We start from the raw sequence: 17,033 nt of genomic DNA on the forward strand, positions 1-17,033 counted from the left end.
GCGTATCGTGCGTTAAAGCGGCTGCTTGATGCGTTGAAGCGGAAGACCGGTCTCCCGGGAGACCGGTCTTCAACGCCATCACTTCATCCGGCCGTCCGGCATCAGGGAGACGGCCTGGCCGGTTTCGGCAGCCTTGTAGATCGCTTCGATGAGGCGGATATCGCGCAGGCCCATGGCGCCCGGCGTGCGGATCTCGATATCGTCGCGGATGGCGTCCGCGAAGTGGTCGAGCTGGGCGGCGAACTGTATCGCGGGGTCGCCCGGATTGAGCTCTTCCGAGCTGCGATCGCGGCGAAGCGTCATGCGCAGGCCGCCATAGCTGGTCGCCGGGTCCATTTCGAGGACGCCGCGCGTGCCCCGCACGAGCGCGCGGTTCGAACCGGACGCGTCATAGGAGGTCGACAGCTGGGCAACGGCGCCGGACGGGAACTGCATCTGCGTCTGCACGGAGGCAAAGATTTCCGCAAAGCGCGGATCGCCTTCCGGCTGGAAGGTCCGCGCGCTGATCGTGCTTGGCATTTCATTCGAGAGATAAAGCGCGGACTGCAGGCCGTAGAGGCCGTAATCCTCAAGCGGGCCGCCGCCGGCGAGGGCGCGATTGGCGCGCCAGTTATCGGCCGGCGTGGTCGGCCCCATCCGGTAATGCTGGCCGGTCCGGATCAGCCGGATATCGCCGACAGCGCCTTCATCCATCAGCGCCATCGCGCGCATGTTGAACGGCTCGAAGTGGCAGCGATAGGCGATCATCAGCTTGCGGTCGGCGGCACGGGCCGCGGCGATCATGCGTTCGCATTCGGCGCTGTTGAGCGCCATGGGTTTCTCGCAGAGGACGTGCTTGCCCGCCGCAAAGGCCTTCTCCGCCCACTCGGCATGCAGTCCGCTCGGCAGAACGATATAGACCGCATCGACCCGGTCATCGGAGGCGATCTCGTCGAAATTGTCATAGGAGTAGCGCGCATCCGGCGCCACGCCATAGGCGTCCCCGACCCGGTTTGCCTTGTCGGCATTGCCCGAGACGACCGCCGCGATATGGGCGCGCCGGGCGTTCACGAAGTTGGGCATCATCTGATTCAGCGCGAAGCCGCCAAGTCCGATGACTGCGATGCCGACGCTGTCAGCGGCCCCTTTCTCGGGCGGGGTATCAGGCAGGCGAACATTGCCCGGCATGGGCTGGCCGATGGCGCGAACGCCGGACCCGTCAGATGTCTGCGCGCCAGCGCAGCCAAAGAGCGGCACGGCGGCCGTCACGCCGGCAAGCTGGAGGAGACGTCTGCGGTCCTGATCAAAGCGGGTCATGCGGAACTGTCCTTTCTGTCTGGCGCGTCTGGACGCTTCTCAACGTCGATCGCGACGGAAAAATCGAGACTTTCGCCGGGCTTCAGCGCGTGCAGACCCGTCTCGACGGTCTGGTCCATTTCGAACGCGCCATTGATCTGGGACACAGGTTCGAAACAGAAAAAGGGCGCGCTCGGAGGGATATAGACCACTGCGCCGGCAGGTGAAGCATTTGTCCTGACGGTTATCTCGAGGCCCTCCTCCGGCTGGCGTATTATCGCAACGCCGTCCCAGCCAGCATAGCCATGGTCCAGATCGCGAAGGCGCATGGCTGTGTCCTGCGAAAAGTCGGTCGTCGGGGTCAGCGGTTCAACCTGCAGCGGGCCATGGTTCATCGGCTGGATCATGCCGGCCGCGTTGAACTGCAGTTGCGTCTGGTCGTTCCTCGGAAAATAGGGGTGAAAGCCGAGGCCGACGGGCATGGCGCTGGTGTCGAGGTTGGTCACTTTGAGGGACAGGCTGACCCGGCCCGGCAGCAGCCTGATGAGCTGGCTGCACTCATAGGTCCAGGGCCACCAGCCTGCGCTGGCCATCCACATCCGGATCGAAGCGTCGTCCTGATGGGTCACTGTCCAGGCGCTCGTCCAGCCCTCGCCGTGGATGGCGTGCTCATCGCCGTCCCAGTTGCGCTTCAAGGTGTGGGGGCACCCCCCAAATTCGAACGTGCCGCCCCTGATCCGGTTGGAGAACGGCACCAGCGGAAAGCAGCCGGCGTCAAACACCCTCATGGCGTCTGGCCGGGCATCGGGCTGGAACACGTCCACCCCCCCGAATGAGAGGGAGACGATGCGGCCGCCCACGCCGGGCTGGACGGCCATGTCGAAGCCGTGAGCCGACAGGTAGCAAAGCGCCGCCTTGTCCGACAGTTCGGTCGTCCCGGGCATTGCTGGATCAATCACCAGGACAGGTCTCTGCGGCGTCTGCGTCCTCGACGAGTCTTGCCTCGGAGATGGCGAGCTCGCCGGGCCCACTCGCCTCAACGTAGATGGGCGCAATGATGGAGGTGAGATCGATATCGCTGAAGCAGCTCAGCGAGATGCGGACATCGGTCCAATCGCCATTGCCGAGGTCGGCGGGGGAAAGCTCACGCGAACTGCGGCAGTCTTCGCCTTCGCACGCCATGCCGATCGAAACGGGCGATGTCAGCGTCGAGCGCAATGTCAGCAGGAGTTCGATGTCGGCATTGGATTCGCGGACAAGGTCGCTGACGGAGCCGTCTGTGAAGGACACCCAGCCGCCGGTGTCTCCGAAGGTCAGGGAGATGGCGTCTTCCTGGGCGCGATGGTCGACGCGGCTCTCGCTGACGGTGCCAGACTTGAAGATGCGCATGTTCGCGCTGTAGCTGCCATTGGCGAAATAGACATTGGTGTTGCCGCTGGCCTGCAGGGTGTCGGGCACGGTTTCGTCCAGCGTGGCCACCTCGCCAGGTTCGGCATAGGAGAGGCCGTAGCCATAGGCGAAGAGCGGATCGTAGGTCTCGTCGCCGACATTGAGCGGGCCCTGGTCAGGGCGCTTTGGCCAGGAATAGGAGAGCTTGCCGGTAAAGTCATAACGTGGCGAGCCATCCTCGGCGGCGACCAGAACGTCGGCAACGCCTGTTCCTTCGCTGCCGGGAAGCCAGGCGGCGACAAACGCATCAGAGGCGTTGAGCTCCGGGTTCACCCACATCGGGCGGCCGGACAGGAAGACGCTCACGGTCGGAATGCCGTCTGCCTGCAGCTTGCGGAGAAGCTCGATTTCCTTCGAGCCGGCGGCATCATAGGCCAGATGATCGACGTCACCGCGGAACTCGGCATAGGGATCCTCGCCAAACACGATGATCGCGACATCGGGTTTCTCGTCGTAGCTGCCGTCAGGGCTGTGAGTGACGTTGTTCGCGGCTTCAGACAGGCCATCGAGGATGGAGGCGCCGTTCGGGAATTCTTCATTGTCGATGCCGCCGCCCTGCCAGGTCAGCGTCCAGCCGCCGGACTGTTTGGAGATGCTGTCAGCGCCGTCGCCAGCGACCATGATGTTCGCGGTTGGCGCGATTGGAAGGATGCCGTCATTCTTTAGAAGGACCAGCGACTCGCGCACCGCCTGACGGGCGACCGCGCGGTGTTCGGGTGAGCCGAGCAGGTCTGTGCGCCCGGCCAGGGGGCGCTCAGATGGACGCCCCTCATCGAATAGGCCGTAATGGAGCTTGGCGCGGAGGACGCGGCGGACGGCATCGTCGAGGCGCGCCATCGGAATCTCGCCGCTCTTCACTTGTGCGAGTGTGTTCTCATAGAGGCCCTTCCAGCTGTCGGGTGCCATGTACATGTCGATGCCGGCGATCAGCGCTTCCGGGCAGTCCTCATTGGTGCAGCCATCGATCTGTCCATGCGCGTTCCAGTCGCTGACGATAAAGCCGTCAAAGCCCATCCTGTCTTTCAGGACATCTGTCAGCAGGTACTTGTCGCCTGTCGTCTTCGTGCCGTTCCAGCTTGAGAAGGTCGCCATGATGGACAGTGCGCCTGCCTCGATGGCGGGCGGATAGCCGGCGCCATGGATGCGTGCGAGTTCGGCCTCGGACACTTTCGTGTCGCCCTGGTCCTGGCCGCCCTGCGTGCCGCCATCGCCGAGATAATGCTTGGCGGTCGAGATGACGTGGGTTTCGTCCAGGAAGTCATCCGCGCCGAATTCGCCCTGCAGGCCTTCGACGATGGCTGCGGAATAGGAGGCGACGACTTCGGGGTCCTCGGCGAAGCCTTCATAGGTACGGCCCCAGCGGTCATCGCGCGGGACGGCAACGGTGGGCGCGAAGGTCCAGTCATGGCCGGTGACGCGAAGCTCTGTGGCGGTCACTTCCGCAATCTTCTCGATCAGCTCCGGATTACGCGCGGCGCCAAGGCCGATATTGTGCGGGAAAACGGTGCCGCCGATGACGTTGTTGTGGCCGTGGACAGCATCGATACCCCAGATGATCGGGATCGCGATCTCGACACCTTCGGGATCAACAGAGGCGGCGTAGAAAGCATCGGTGGCGGCCACCCATTCCTCGACGCTGGCGTATGGCTTGCCATTCGGGGCCGAGTTGCCGCCGCTGAGCACCGAGCCGAGCCGGTAGGTCTTCACATCCTCAGGGGTGACCGAGCCATTGTCGGCCTGGATCACCTGGCCGACTTTCTGCTCCAGCGTCATCTTGGCCATGATCTCGTCAATGCGCGCCTCGATCGCCGGATCGATGAGATTGCTGTCGACGGCGGGCCAGACTGACTCCTCTGCAGCAGGCTCAGGGCTCGTCGCGCTATCTGGATCCGGGGCTGAGCGGGCACAGCCTGCAAGCAAGAGCCCGGCTGCCGCCGCGAGGGCATACCATGAAGTTTTGTGGCGCATGATCGTGTCTCCCCTTTTCGCCGTATCGCTGTTCTCCGCATGTCTCTGCGGGGCGCTTTCAGTTGAGGTTCTCGGGTCCCACCCGAGAATGTTGGCGTTAACATTTTCGCTAGACGAAATTAAATCCAAGCGCAACGGAAAAGCCGAAAGCGCAGGACGGAAGGTTGCTGGCGACGGCCGCCGCTCACCGCGCCGAGGGTCTGGCGCATGTCTGGTCAGCGCGGGGCGGCGCCTGCATAGAGCCCGAAGGTTGCGCCGACAAAGCCGCCTGCGACCCGGGTCGAGAGGATCTTGCCATCAAGGCCCGTGGCGATGACGGTCCAATCCTCGTTGCCCGGTTCGCGGAAAGCGAAGTCATAGGCATCCTTGCGGGCGGTGATCCTGAGTTCGGCCGCCTCGCCTGAAAACGGCGCTGTCGCCACGACTGTTCCCTCGACGGGCTGGTCGGCGCCGGCGCGCTGGCGCAGGGCGATTTGAGGCTCACCCGCATCCGAGACCGTCAGGCCGAGCGCGTAGAAATACTCATCGCTTTGCAGCACGGCGAGCCCAGCTTCATCGCCCGGGGATTCGGGGCTGAACGCGACCTTCGTCGTGGCGACCGCGTTCTGGTGCTGCTGGCGCCGGCCGAGATAGGAAGGCTGCGTCCCGGAGCCGAGCTCGACGGGCCTTGCGTCCAATACCAGGGCGCCGCCGTCCAGCGCCCACCAGTCTGACTGGGGCACGCGCAAGGTCATCCAGTGGAACGGCAGCGCCTCGCCATCGAAGTCCTCACGCACCGTGAAATTGCCGGACATCGGCACGTGCTCGCCGATCGTGCCGAGCGGGGCAGGGCGGGTGTCCATCTTGTAGTGCACCTCTTCCTCGCCTTCGAGGATGACCGGCCAGCCATCCTTCCAGTCGACAGGCATCAGGAAGGTCTCGCGGCCTGTGTTGTAGAGGTCGCCCTCATAGGGCCGCACGCCGAGGAAGGTCGCCCACCAGTTGCCGTCTGCGTCCTGGACAAGGTCTGCATGGCCAACAGACGTGATCGGGTTGGGGCGGTCTTCCGGCAGGTGGCGCTGGGTGAGGATCGGATTGTTCTCATACGGCTCGTAGGGGCCCGTCAGCGCTTTGGAGCGCAGCACGACCTGCGAATGATCGACGGCGGTGCCGCCTTCTGCTGCGCTCAGATAATACCAGTCGCCGACCTGGTAGATATGCGGGCCCTCGATCCAGATCGGCTTTTCCTCGGGGCGCACGCCGCCATCGATCAGCACGATCGGTTCTGAGATGGACTGGAAGGTGTCAGGATCGATCTGGCGGAACCAGATGGCGCGGTGCCCGGGATAGGTCGAACCGCCCGGTGGCTCATCATTGTTCATGATCCAGACCGAGCCGTCTTCCTCGAAGAAGAGCGATGGGTCGATGCCGCCCACCTCCGGCAGCCAGACCGGATCTGACCATGGGCCGGCCGGATCGGTCGCGGTGACGATGAAGTTGCCGCCGCAATCGACGCAGGTATTGGCGACATAGAAGACGCCGTCATGATACTCGATGGTCGGCGCAAACACGCCGCGCGACAGGCCGAGCCCGTCAAAGTCGAGCATGCCGGGCCTGTCGATGACATTGCCGATCTGCTCCCAGTGGACGAGGTCCTTGCTGTGGAAGACCGGGATGCCGGGGAAGTATGAAAAGGTCGAATGGACGAGGTAATAGCCATCCGGGCCGCGGGTCACGCTTGGATCGGGGTAGAAGCCCGCAAGGACCGGATTGAGGTAGCCTTCGGAGCCGGGCGGATCGCTGAAAGCCGGATCGTTTCCGGTGTATTCGAACCAGTCGAATGAGGCCGACAGTGCGGTGGAGGGGGCGGGCGCATCATCAGTCGCCGGCGCAGACGAACAGGCCGAAAGGGCCAGAAGGACCATCGCCGAAACAATCGAATTTCTTGACATCTGAAGAGCCCCTCCCTTGAGGCGGATGGATATTTTTCTCGCGGACTGGACGCCAGCCACGATTTGTTGTTAGCGTTATCATAAAGTTTCGGAGAGCCACGGCAAGACCTGGCCGGTGACCTATTCGAGGGAGACAATGATGAACGGGCTTTCGCGGCGTGACTGGTTGAAAATGGGGGCCGGCGCATCGGCCTTTGCAGGGCTTGGCGGTTGCGTTGCCGCCGGAGAAAGCGCCGCAGGTAATGCGGCAACAGGCCCGGGCCTGCATGAGCTTGCGGCGGAAAAAGGTATCCGCTTCGGCTCTGCCATGGCGGCGCACCAGCTGGACGATCCCCGGTATCTCGACATCATCCGCCGCGAATGTGCGACCATCGTCGCCGAAAATGAGCACAAATGGTACACGGTCTATCCCGAGCCGGATGTCGTGAACTTCGAGCCGGCCGACCGGCTGGCGGCGTTCGCGAAGGAAAACGGCCTGACCATGCGCGGCCATACGCTGCTCTGGCATCGCAGCATCTGGTCGCCCGACTGGGTGAACGCGCTGGACTTCGCGAGCGCTGCCGAGACGGAGCAATTCGTCGGCCCGCGCATCGCACAGATGGCCTCGCGCTATCACCCCTTCATCTACTCCTGGGATGTCGTGAACGAAGCCGTCAGCGATGAAACAGGCGAGTTCCGGGAGACGTCTCTATCGAAAAGGATGGGCGAGCGGCTGATGGATTTCTGCTTTGCGGTCGCCAAGGAAAACGCGCCGGATGCAAAGCTTGTCTACAATGATTTCATGAGCTGGGAAGATACCAGCACGCTTCACCGGGCAGGGGTGCTGCGCCTGCTGGAAGGCATGCTCAAGCGGGGCGTGCCCATCGATGGCGTCGGCCTCCAGAGCCATTCGAACTATGAGATGCCGGACGAGTTCACCCGCCAGAAGCAGAAGAACTGGATCGCCTTCTGCGACGAGATCGTGGGCATGGGGCTTGAGCTCTACATCACCGAGTTTGACGTCAACGACACCGATCTTCGTCCCGACATCGCTTATCGAGACCGCCTGATCGCGGACTATACGCGTGAGTATTTCGACCTGATGCTGACCTATCCCCAGCTCAAGGAAGTCCTGATCTGGGGAATGGTGGATGACCAGAACTGGCTGCAGGGCTTCCTTCCCAGGACTGACGGGGTCCTGAAACGCCCGACGGTTTACGATGAAAACTACAAGGCAAAGTCCATGCGCAGCGCCATTGCCGAAGCGCTCCGTGCGGCTGACTATCGCCAGCCCATCTGATCCGATCGCGCCAGGGTCGATTATCGGCAGGGTCCGCTCAATCACAAGAATCGGGCTAATTGTCGCAAATAGTTCGCGCTAACACTGAAGGTTCTTGCCATTCCAGCAAGCAGGGCGATACTGACCTTGCCTGCAAAAAAATGGACTGGACGAAAGAAAATTGAACAAGCGTCAGCCGATTACAATCAAGGAAGTCGCCGAGAAGGCTGGCGTCTCCCAAATGACGGTCTCAAGGGTGCTCAACAAGCAGAAGCTTGTGAAGGCATCGACACGTGAGCGCGTCGAAGCGGCCATCGCAGCGCTGAACTACAAACCGAATCTGATGGCGCGCGGGCTTGCCGGCGGCCGGTCGAAACTGATCGGGCTTGCCTATTACAACCCCAGTCCGAGTTATCTGAGTGCCCTCGTGGTCAGCGCCCTCAAGCACTGCCGCGATCTCGGGCATCACCTCGTCATCGAAGACCTCTCGGATATCGAAGACGGTCTCGACACGACCATGATCCTGAAGCGGCTGAGCTCCATCCAGCTGGACGGTCTCATCCTCGCCCCGCCCCTGAGCGGCAATACCAAGCTGCTGGAGCTGATGCAGGACATTGGTATTCCGACCGTCCTGCTTGGCAGCACCGATGACCGGTTCAAGCAGTCGAGCGTCGTGTTCGACGACAGGGCGGCTGCTTACACGATGACCTGTCATCTGATCGACCTTGGACACAAGAAGATCGGCTTCATTCGAGGACCGCACGAACTGCCCTGGAGCCGCAAGCGCCAGGAAGGGTATGAGCAGGCGCTTATCGACAAGGGCATCCAGATCGACAAAAAGCTCATCCTGGAAGGCGATTTCACCTTCCGCACGGGGATGCACCGCGGGGATGACCTCCTGGAACTGCCCGACCGTCCCACTGCGATCTTCGCAAGCAATGACGACATGGCCGCGGGCGTCATCGCGGCCGCTCAACGCCGTTCGATCCAGATCCCGAAGGAGCTGTCCGTCGTCGGATTCGACGATACAGCCATTGCCGCCGCGATCTGGCCGCGTCTGACGACGGTTCGCCAGCCGATCGCCGAAATGGCGCAAGCCTCGGTGGACATTATCTCGGATGTGACGGCCGAAAGCTGGAATGGCGAGCCCGTGCGCCTGGTCAATGACAGCATCCACATCGTTGAGCGAGAAAGTCTCGCGCCGCCTGCCTGAGCGCGTCGAAAACAGTTTACAGGTCGCGTCTGTCTTCATTATGTTAGCCCTATCATAAAATGACAGGGAGTGACGTCGATGCGCGATTCTAGAAGCGGCACAGGGCAATTCAAGCACAGCTTGCTAAAGCGGCTTGGCGCAGCAACGGCTGCGGTTTGTCTCGCGGTTGCCTGCCAGAACGCAGCCGGTCTTCAGGCCACATCTCAGGCGCAGCAAGTCTCGGACGACGCACCGTACAGGAATGCGAGCCTCAGCGTTGATGCGCGCGTGGAAGACCTGCTCTCACGCATGACGCTCGAGGAGAAGATCGCCCAGATCACAACGATCTGGACCACCAAGACCGAGCTATTCGACGAAGACGGCAAGTTCGATCCCGCGCTGGCCGCGGCAGCCTATCCTTCGGGCTTTGGCCATTTTGCCCGGCCGAATGACCTTCAGGGCCCGTCGAGCCCGCTGGAGCAGCCCTTCAGGGATGAGGCGCAGACGGTCGAACTGGTCAATGCGATCCAGAAGTATGCCGTCGAGGAGACGCGTCTCGGCATCCCCGTCCTGTTCCACGAAGAAGGCCTGCACGGCTATGCCGCGCGCGGGGCGACCTCCTTCCCGCAAGCGATCGGCCTTGCCTCGACCTGGGACCCTGAGCTGATCGAGGACATCTATTCCGTCGTTGCCCGCGAGATCCGGGCGCGCGGGCCGCACATGGTGCTCTCGCCAGTGGTCGATGTGGCGCGCGATCCGCGCTGGGGCCGCATCGAGGAGACCTATGGCGAAGACCCTTATCTCGCCGGGGAGATTGGCCTTGCCGCCGTCTATGGCTTCCAGGGACGCACCCTGCCGCTGGCAGACGACAAGGTTTTCGCGACGCTGAAACACATGACCGGCCACGGACAGCCTGAAAGCGGCACAAATGTCGGCCCGTCCAACCTCTCGGAACGTATCCTGCGCGAGGTCTTCTTCCCGCCGTTTGAACACATCGTGGAGAACTCGGAAATCCGCAGCCTGATGGCGTCGTACAATGAAATCGACGGCGTGCCCTCGCATGCCAATGGCTGGCTGCTGAATGATGTCCTGCGCGGCGAGTGGGGCTTCAAGGGTGGTGTTGTCAGCGACTATTGGGGAATTGACGATCTCGTCCGCCTGCACGGCGTCGAGCCGGACATGGAAGCAGCCGCCGTGCGCGCGCTGAAAGCCGGCGTCGACTTCGACCTGCCGGATGGCAATGCGTTCAAGCTGCTCCCTGATGCACTGGAAAAAGGCCTCGTCACCGAAGAGGAAATCGACACCGCTGTCCGGCGCATGCTCGAGATCAAATTCCTCTCCGGCATGTTCGAGGATCCATATGCGGACGCCACCTATGCCGAAGAGATCACCGACAATGCAGACGCCCGCGCGCTTGCTGAAGAGGCGGCGCGCAAGTCGATCGTCCTCTTGAAGAATGACGGTGTCCTGCCGCTGGACAAGGGTGCGTTTGGCAAGATCGCCGTTATCGGACCGAATGCAGACGCGGTGCGTCTCGGCGGCTATTCTGACGTCCCGACCCGTGTCCTCACCGTCCTTGACGGGATCGAGGCTGAGGTCGGCGACGCCGCAGAAATCGTTCATCATCCGGGCGTCGAGATCACCTCGCAGGGCGACTGGTGGGAGAATGAGATCATCCTCGCCGACCGCGAGGCGAACCTCGCCATGATCGAGGAGGCCAAATCGGTCGCAGAAAGCGCGGATGTGATCATCCTCGTCATCGGCGGCACGGAAGCGACCAGCCGCGAGGGCTGGGACAACCAGCACCTCGGCGACCGCACCGACATCGAACTTGTCGGCGAGCAACAGGAGCTGGCGGACGCGATGTTCGCGCTCGGCAAGCCTGTCGTCACCGTGCTGATCAATGGCAAGCCGCTTGGCGTCGATGAGGTCGCAGAGAAGACCAATGCGCTGGTCGAGGGCTGGTATCTCGGCCAGGAGGGCGGCACGGCGATGGCCGACGTCCTGTTCGGCGACTACAATCCCGGCGGCAAGCTGCCGGTGACGATCGCCCGCTCGGTCGGCCAGCTGCCGCTCGTCTACAATCACAAGCCGAGTGCGCTGCGCGGGTATCTCTTCGATACGACCGAGCCGCTCTATCCGTTCGGCTATGGGCTGTCCTACACCACATTCGACATCAGCGCGCCGACGCTTTCGTCCGCCACGATCGGTGTCGATGGCGAGGTGACCGTGACGGTCGATGTGACCAATACCGGCGATATGGCCGGCGACGAAGTGGTGCAGCTTTACATTCGCGACCTCGTCGCCTCGGTCACCCGGCCGGTGAAGGAACTGCGCGGCTTCGAGCGGGTCACGCTCCAGCCGGGCGAGACGAAGACCGTGAGCTTCACCCTTGGCGAAAAGGATTTCCGCTTCTGGAACAAGGATATGGAGCGGATCGTCGAACCTGGTGAGTTCGAGATCATGACGGGCTCAAGCTCTGCCGACACGCAAAGCGTCACGCTGAGCGTGGAGTAGGGCGAGCCCCAGGCTCTGGCGGCCACGCTCCTTTTCGCGCGCGAACGCGGCTGAAAGGTGAGTGTGGCCGCGCGCCACGCTCTGTGCCGGGCCTGACATCGACAAGGGCGACGCTCCCTAATCAGGCGCCCCGCTTTAATTCTGATCGCGCAAAAAAATGCGGCGGACCTCGAAGGGCCCGCCGCATATCGTTTTGCTTTGGAAGAGGGCAGATCAGCCCTGCATGTCTTCCAGTTCCTTGCCTTTGGTTTCCTTCACCGCCCACATCACGAAGAAGATCGAGATGATGGCAAACACGGTGTAGACGCCATAAGCCCCCGTCAGGCCGATGCCGGGTGCGGCCAGCATGATCGGGAAGGTCAGCGTGATGGCGAAGTTCGCGATCCACTGGAAGAAGCCCGAAACCGCGAGGCCGGAGCCACGCAGCTGGTTCGGGAACATCTCACCCAGCATCACCCACATGACCGGGCCCCAGGAGAAGTTGAAGAACATCACATAGATATTGGCTGCGACGAGCGCGAGCAGGCCCATCGAGCTGGAGAGCTTCAGGCTGCCATCGACCAGCGCGCCGGTCGAGAAGGCGAAGGCGACGAGGCCAAGCGTAACCGCCATGCCGATCGAGCCGATCATCAGCATCGGCTTGCGGCCGATACGGTCAATCAGCATGAGGCCCAAAGCCACGGCTGCGATACTGAGGCCGCCTGACAGGACGTTGGTCAGAAGCGCATCGCTTTCGGTGAAGCCGGCCGCCTGCCAGAGCACGGCGCCGTAATAGAAGACGACGTTGATACCGACGAGCTGCTGGAACACCGCAAGGCCGATGCCGACCCAGATGATGGGACGAAGCACCGTGCCACCGCGGAAGATGTCAGAGATACGCGGCTTGTGATCACGCGCGAGGGATTCCTCGATTTCCGCGACCTTGCCGGCTGCGCGGCGCTGGCCCGTGATACGCTCAAGCACGCTGCGGGCTGCATCCTTCTTGCCGCTCACGACGAGATAGCGCGGGCTTTCCGGGATCGCGAGCAGCGCGATCAGGAAGATCGCCGCCGGGATGAGCTCGATCCAGAACATCCAGCGCCAGGCTTCGAAGCCCCACATCCAGACGCTCGTGGCAGAGCCTGCAGCGCCTGCAATCAGGAAGTTGCTGAGAAAGGCAACGAACAGGCCCGCAATGATCGCGACCTGCTGGATCGAAGACAGGCGGCCGCGCAAATGGGCCGGTGCGACTTCGGAGATGTAGGCAGGGGCCATGACACTGGCAGCACCGACGGCAAGGCCGCCGATGATCCGGTAGATCACGAACTCCATGGACGAACCCGCAATGCCGGAGCCCCACGCGCTGACGATAAAGAAGATCGCGGCGACGATCATCATCGTGCGGCGCCCGAACATGTCGGACAGCTTGCCCGCGGCTGCCGCGCCTGCCGCGCAGCCCAGCAGGATGGACGCGACATTGAAGCCGGTGACGGCTGCGTCGGAATTGAACGCCGCGCTCAGCCCGTCGACCGTGCCATTGATCACGCCGCTGTCAAATCCGAACAGGAAGCCGCCAATCGTGGCGACGCAGCTGATGAGAAGGACGAACGCAAAGTCGCCTTCGAACCGGCCGGTGGCCGCTGTCGTATCAGTCATTTTTCCTCCCAATCCCCTTCAATGGAGAACTGCTTTTCTCTTGAACCCAACCCAAAATGTTAGGGCTACCATAAACGACGCTAACTCACACTCTGGCAAGTTTAAAGTGGTTTTGGCACGGATTCGTCGTTTCGGGGACAAGATATGCCCTCGGCACAGCGAGCTTCACCGGCGGCGCATGCCTCGGCTTACTGCAATCGAACAAAAAGCCGCACACAGCAGTGTTGTCCACGCAGGCGCAATATGTTAGCGTTATCATATAATCGCGATGGCTGCTGGTGTTCGCACGCAAGGACAGCTGCAGGATGTCGCAAGGAGAGGGAAGGAAACCAGAGACGTGTTTCTGGGAATTGATATCGGGACATCGAGCGTAAAGGCCGTTCTGATGGATGAGGCTGGCCGTGTCGTGGACACGGCGAGCGCTGATCTTCCGATTTCGCGGCCCAGGCCGCTCTGGTCAGAGCAGAAGCCCGCCGACTGGTGGACGGCCACAAACATGGCGGTTGCCGGCCTGAACGTGAATCATCGTCATGCCGTGAAGGCCGTCGGCCTGTCGGGCCAGATGCATGGCGCAACGCTGCTCGACAAGGCCTTGAACCCGCTGAGACCGGCCATCCTCTGGAATGACGGCCGCAGTCTGGAAGAGGCCTCGGCCCTCCAGGAAAAAGAGCCGGACTTTGTCGAGAAGGGCGGTAATCTCGTCATGCCCGGCTTTACCGCGCCAAAGCTCGAATGGGTGCGCCGGCATGAGCCGGAAATTTTCGCCAAGGTCGCCAAGGTCCTGCTGCCGAAGGATTATGTCCGCCTGCGGATGACCGGCGAGCTGGCCTCCGACATGTCGGATTCGGCCGGCACGCTCTGGATGGATGTTGCAGGTCGCAAATGGCATGAGCCGTTGCTGGACGCCTGCGGGCTGACCGTCGATCACATGCCGAGCCTGCATGAAGGTGTCGAGGAAACCGGCATCCTCCGCCAGGAGGCTGCTGAAGCCTGGGGCATGGATCGCGTGCCTGTTGTGGCGGGCGGCGGTGACAATGCCGCTGGCGCTGTCGGCGCCGGAATCGTCGATGAAGGCGATGCGCTGCTCTCGCTCGGCACTTCCGGTGTAATCTTCGTGGCAGGTAGCGAGTTCCGCTCGAACCCGGACTCGGCCGCCCACGCTTTCTGCCACGCCCTGCCGGGCCGCTGGCATCTCATGTCTGTCATGCTGAGCGCGGCGAGCTGTGTCGACTGGGCCTGCCAGGCGACCGGTACGCCATCAGCAGAAGACATGATCAACTTGGCCGAACGGGACGCAAGCCTAGCCTGCAAGGAGGTTTTCCTCCCCTACCTTTCAGGTGAACGCACGCCGCATAATAACCCCTATGCGAGCGGCGTCCTGTTCGGTCTCGACCATGACAGCTCCAAGGGCCAGATTGCGCAGGCCGTCCTGGAAGGCGTCGCCTTCGGCATGGCGGACGGCTTCGATGCGCTGCTCGATTCCGGCATCGATGTTCATTCGATTTCCGTGATTGGCGGCGGCTCCCAGTCTGCCTATTGGGGCCGCATCCTTGCCGCCGTCCTGGAGCGTCCGCTCGTCTATCGCGACGGCGCGGCAACCGGGCCCGCGCTCGGCGCAGCAAGGCTTGCCCGCTACTCCCAGCTGAAGGGCACTTTTGACGAAGCCTTCGCCGCGCCCCGCGCGATCAACGTTATCGAACCACACGACCCCGACATCGACCGCCTGCAGGAGAAACGCGTGAAGTTCACCCGTCTCTACCAGGCGCTGGTCGGCGAATTTACAGGAGATTGAAATGGCAGATTCGAATGCAAGTCTTGGGAGCCGGTCACCCTTCGCCGACATGGCGCCGGTCAAGTTCGAGGGCGTAAGCAGCGACAACCCGCTGGCCTACCGCTACTATGACAAGGACCAGATGGTCCTCGGCAAGCGGATGGAAGACCACCTGCGCATGGCCGTCTGCTACTGGCACACCTTCTGCTGGGACGGCTTCGACGTGTTCGGCGCCGGCACCTTCAACCGCCCCTGGCAGCGTACCGGAAATGACCGCGCCGCCGCCGATGCGCGCATGGCCGCCGCTTTCGATTTCTTCAAGGTGCTCGGCCTGCCATTCTACTGCTTCCACGATGAGGACATCACCGAAGCCTCCGACACGCCCGACGAGCTGTCGAACAATTTCAAGCGCCAGACCGATCGTCTGGCCGGCTACCAGGAAGAGACCGGCGTCAAGCTGCTCTGGGGTACGGCGAAGCTGTTTGGCCATCCGCGCTATGCCGCTGGCGGCCTGACCAATCCGGACCCGGAAGTTGCCGCCTGCGCGATCCGCCAGATCCGCGACTGCCTGGAGGCGACCCACAAGCTCGGGGGCGCAAACTATGTCCTCTGGGGCGGGCGCGAAGGCTATGACACGCTGCTCAACACCGACCTCACCCGCGAGCTGGAGAATTTCGGCCGCTTCCTTTCCATGGTCGTCGAGCACAAGCACAAGCTCGGTTTTGACGGCAAGATCCTGATCGAGCCGAAGCCGCACGAGCCGATGTACCACCAGTACGATTTCGACGTGGCGACGATCTATGGCTTCCTGAAACGCTTCGACCTGCTTGGCGAGGTGCATGTGAACATCGAGCCGAACCACTCGACGCTGTCGGGCCACAGCTTCTCGCACGAAGTGGCAACGGCGGTCTCGCTCGGCATGATGGGCTCGATCGACATCAACACCGGCAACTACCAGAATGGCTGGGACACCGACCAGTTTCATCTCGACATCCGCGACATCACCCTGGCGCTGGTCGAGCTGCTGCCATCCGGCGGACTTGATACTGGGGGCTTCAACTTCGACGCCAAGGTGCGCCGCCAGAGCTCCGATGAGATCGATCTGGTCTATGCGCATGTCGGCGGCGTGGATGCGCTGGCGCGGGCACTCCTGTCGGCGGCAGACATTGTCGAGCGCGGCGAAATCCAGGCCTTCAAGGATGAGCGCTATGCCGGCTGGAAAGGCGAGCTCGGCCAGCGCATGCTGTCGCCGGACGCGTCACTGGAAACGATTGCCGACCACGCCGCAAGCGCAGGCCTCGACGGCAAGCACACGTCCGGCCGTCAGGAATATCTGGAAAACCTCGTCAACCGCAGCCTGAAATAGGAGGCGAGCCATGAAGTTTTTCGTCGATACCGCAGACGTCGCGGCGATCCGCGACCTGCATGCAACCGGTCTTGTGGATGGCGTCACGACCAATCCCAGCCTGGTCGGAAAGTCGGGCCGCGATTTCCGCGAAGTCATCGTGGAAATCTGTGAAGTCACCGATGGTCCGGTGAGCGCTGAAGTCATCGCGACCGATGAGGCCGGCATGCTCGAGCAAGGCCGGGCGCTGGCCGCGCTGGCACCCAATGTCGTCGTGAAGCTGCCGCTCACGCTCGACGGGCTGAAAGCCTGCCGCAAGCTGACGTCGGAAGGCACGCGTACCAATGTGACGCTCTGCTTCTCGGCCAATCAGGCGCTGCTCGCGGCCAAGGCCGGGGCAAGCTACATCTCGCCTTTCATTGGCCGGCTGGACGATATCAACATCGATGGCATGGAGCTCATCCAGGACATCCGCACCATCTATGACAATTACGGCTTCGAGACTGAAGTGCTTGCCGCCTCGATCCGCAGTGCCAACCATGTGAAAGAATGCGCGCTTATCGGCGCCGATGTCGTCACCGCGCCGCCGGATGTGATCCGCTCGCTTGCCGGCCATGTCCTGACCGACAAGGGCCTCAAGGCCTTCCTCGCCGACGCAGAGAAGGCCGGCATCAAGGTCTGATCCGGGAGAA

General features: G+C 62.4%; 11 protein-coding genes. 6 read left to right on the plus strand and 5 right to left on the minus strand.

Annotation, left to right across the window (positions count from 1 at the left end; all coding sequences use genetic code 11):
- Positions 1–78: 78 nt before the first annotated feature.
- The 4 genes from D1223_RS02135 to D1223_RS02150 all read right to left on the minus strand — a co-directional run bounded on the left by D1223_RS02135 (position 79) and on the right by D1223_RS02150 (position 6,623).
- Positions 79–1,296 carry a Gfo/Idh/MocA family protein gene (locus D1223_RS02135; protein WP_119374753.1) on the minus strand — a complete coding sequence of 406 codons (1,218 nt, stop codon included), beginning with the start codon at positions 1,294–1,296 and terminating at the stop codon, positions 79–81.
- On the minus strand, positions 1,293–2,219 hold the full coding sequence (locus D1223_RS02140; RefSeq protein ID WP_119374754.1) for an aldose 1-epimerase: 927 nt from the start codon (positions 2,217–2,219) through the stop codon (positions 1,293–1,295). The genes D1223_RS02135 and D1223_RS02140 overlap by 4 nt, the downstream gene beginning before the upstream one ends.
- A 7-nt stretch (positions 2,220–2,226) precedes the next feature.
- Entirely contained in the window at positions 2,227–4,692 is a 2,466-nt protein-coding gene (locus tag D1223_RS02145; protein ID WP_119374755.1) for a glycoside hydrolase family 3 protein, read from the minus strand.
- Positions 4,693–4,907: 215 nt separating this feature from the next.
- Positions 4,908–6,623, minus strand: coding sequence for a glycoside hydrolase family 43 protein (locus D1223_RS02150; protein ID WP_119374756.1), 1,716 nt, complete (start codon positions 6,621–6,623; stop codon positions 4,908–4,910).
- Positions 6,624–6,762: 139 nt separating this feature from the next.
- Here D1223_RS02150 and D1223_RS02155 point away from each other — a divergent pair, with 139 nt between their 5' ends.
- The 3 genes from D1223_RS02155 (at position 6,763) to D1223_RS02165 (ending at position 11,590) form a co-directional block, all read left to right on the plus strand.
- Positions 6,763–7,902, plus strand: a complete 1,140-nt coding sequence (locus D1223_RS02155) for an endo-1,4-beta-xylanase (RefSeq protein ID WP_233353005.1) — start codon at positions 6,763–6,765, stop codon at positions 7,900–7,902.
- Between the two features lie 160 nt (positions 7,903–8,062).
- Positions 8,063–9,094, plus strand: a complete 1,032-nt coding sequence (locus D1223_RS02160) for a LacI family DNA-binding transcriptional regulator (RefSeq protein WP_119374758.1) — start codon at positions 8,063–8,065, stop codon at positions 9,092–9,094.
- 78 nt (positions 9,095–9,172) lie between these two features.
- Positions 9,173–11,590, plus strand: coding sequence for a glycoside hydrolase family 3 N-terminal domain-containing protein (locus D1223_RS02165; RefSeq protein ID WP_119374759.1), 2,418 nt, complete (start codon positions 9,173–9,175; stop codon positions 11,588–11,590).
- A gap of 213 nt (positions 11,591–11,803) precedes the next feature.
- On the opposite strand, the gene D1223_RS02170 is transcribed toward D1223_RS02165, so the two are convergent.
- Positions 11,804–13,225, minus strand: a complete 1,422-nt coding sequence (locus tag D1223_RS02170) for a sugar porter family MFS transporter (protein WP_119374760.1) — start codon at positions 13,223–13,225, stop codon at positions 11,804–11,806.
- Between the two features lie 337 nt (positions 13,226–13,562).
- On the opposite strand from D1223_RS02170, the gene xylB reads away from it, so the two are divergent.
- Genes xylB through fsa form a run of 3 tightly spaced genes read left to right on the plus strand, consistent with a single transcriptional unit; the run spans position 13,563 to position 17,023 of the window.
- A complete protein-coding gene (xylB, locus tag D1223_RS02175) occupies positions 13,563–15,017 on the plus strand; it encodes a xylulokinase (RefSeq protein ID WP_119374761.1) in 1,455 nt (484 codons plus the stop codon).
- Position 15,018: 1 nt separating this feature from the next.
- Positions 15,019–16,362 (plus strand): xylose isomerase, encoded by a 1,344-nt coding sequence (gene xylA, locus D1223_RS02180; RefSeq protein ID WP_119374762.1) that lies wholly within the window; start codon positions 15,019–15,021, stop codon positions 16,360–16,362.
- A 10-nt stretch (positions 16,363–16,372) separates the two neighbouring features.
- Complete coding sequence (gene fsa, locus D1223_RS02185) at positions 16,373–17,023, plus strand: fructose-6-phosphate aldolase (protein ID WP_119374763.1); 651 nt, start codon at positions 16,373–16,375, stop codon at positions 17,021–17,023.
- Positions 17,024–17,033: the final 10 nt, after the last annotated feature.

The sequence above is a fragment of the Henriciella mobilis genome, assembly GCF_003576285.1.
Lineage (GTDB): Bacteria > Pseudomonadota > Alphaproteobacteria > Caulobacterales > Hyphomonadaceae > Henriciella > Henriciella mobilis.